We start from the raw sequence: 1,538 nt of genomic DNA on the forward strand, positions 1-1,538 counted from the left end.
GGCCCGGGCGGCCGGCGCCTCCTGCGGGGGCGGCCCGGCGGCCGGGGGTTCCGTACCGCGCGGTTCCCGGGCCGCGCGGTCCGGGGCCGGCGAGGGGCCGATCATCTCCAGCGCCTCCCGGGCCGGGGCCTGGACGACCCGGGGTTCGGCCGGTCCGTCCGGGCGCGGCGCCTGGGAGCCTGCCGAGGCCGGGTCGGCGGCGCCCGGGCCGTGGACCGTCGTACAGCCGGTAAGGGAGGCGACGGCCAAGGTCACCAGGAGCGTCGCTGTGGTCCTCGTTCGATGCACCCGCGTCACTCTGCTGGTTCGGGTCCGCTCCACGGCGCCGGACAAGCGGAGGTTGCCCCGCACGGGTGATCTCAGGCCCCGTACGGAGGCCCGGTGGCCGTCGGGGATGACGTCAGTCGCCCGTGGCACCGTCCAGGCACTCCCGGATCAGGTCGGCGTGCCCGTTGTGGCGGGCGTACTCCTCGATCATGTGGGTGTGGATCCAGCGCAGGTTGAAGCGCTCACCCGTGCGGGCGTGCTTTCCCCGGCCCAAGTCGTCCAGGGGGAAGCCGGCCGCGTTGCGCCGGGCCGCCTCGATCTCGGCCTGCCAGGTCGCGCGCGCCTCCTGCCAGGTGTCCGACGCGGTCACCCGGAAGTCACCGTCCGGATCCGCGTCCGAGTAGTAGATCGGGCCCGCGTCCTCGGCCGCCAGCACCCGGCGGTACCAGCTGCGCTCCACCTCCGCCATGTGCCGCACCAGTCCCATCAGGGTCAGCCCCGACGGGCTCACGGAGGCCGTGCGCAGTTGTTCGTCGGTGAGGCCCTCGCACTTCCACGCGAGCGTCTGGCGGTGGTACTCGACCCAGCCCTCCAGCATGGTGCGTTCGTCGGCGTCGGGGTCGGGCTCGCGGCGTTCGGTAGTCATGCCGGCATCCTCGCCCGGCGCCGTCCCCGTGCGCCAGGGAGTTTCAGCCGCCCAGCATGCCGTCCAGGATCTCCCGCAGTCCCGACCGCACGTCCTGGAGGCCGGGCACCTCGGCGTGGAAGCTGCCGGCCACGCAGCTGAACATCAGTCCGTCCGCCCAGGCGACCAGCGAGAGCACATGGCGCTCGGGATCCGGTGAGCCAAGCTCCGTGACGAGACCGCCCAGCCGCTCCCGGAATCGGGCGCCCGCCGCGTCGAAGCGGGCCCGCAGCTCGGGCCGGCGGGTGGCCTCCAGGGCCAGTTCGTAGCGGGCCAGCGTCAGCTCCCGGTTGAGGGTCAGCGCGCGGTGCGTCGCCAGTGCCAGCGCGTCCACCAGGGAGTCGAGGCCGGCGCGCGGGTCCGGCATCTCGTGCAGAGCCAGCACCCTTTCCTCCCGGTCGGCCAGGCGCCGCACCGCCAGTTCGAGCAGGGCCTGCCGGGTGCGGGCGAGGTTGGAGGTGGAGCCCTGCGGGAGTCCGGCCGTCTCGTCGACCGCGCGGTGCGTCAGCCCGCGCATCCCGCGCTCGGCGAGCAGGGCCAGCGCGGCGTCGGCGACCAGGTCGGCGCGGGAGGCGCGGGCTGACGC

General features: G+C 74.8%; 2 protein-coding genes and 1 pseudogene. All 3 read right to left on the reverse strand.

From position 1 onward, the window contains the following. Window positions 1–288: pseudogene (locus tag DMH12_RS38430) on the reverse strand (hypothetical protein); the annotation flags it as partial. Between the two features lie 112 nt (window positions 289–400). Next, window positions 401–913, reverse strand: coding sequence for a DinB family protein (locus tag DMH12_RS38435; RefSeq protein ID WP_125495855.1), 513 nt, complete (start codon window positions 911–913; stop codon window positions 401–403). Window positions 914–956: 43 nt separating this feature from the next. Further along, window positions 957–1,538: TetR/AcrR family transcriptional regulator (locus DMH12_RS38440; RefSeq protein ID WP_125495856.1), on the reverse strand; the 582-nt coding region annotated here is incomplete at its 5' end.

Source organism: Streptomyces sp. WAC 04229 (genome assembly GCF_003947455.1).
In the GTDB taxonomy this organism is placed as follows: domain Bacteria; phylum Actinomycetota; class Actinomycetes; order Streptomycetales; family Streptomycetaceae; genus Streptomyces.

Bases quoted from the DNA above. Each gene is read 5' to 3' on its own strand.
- DMH12_RS38435 (WP_125495855.1), bottom strand. From the start codon at position 913: ATGACTACCGAACGCCGCGAGCCCGACCCCGACGCCGACGAACGCACC.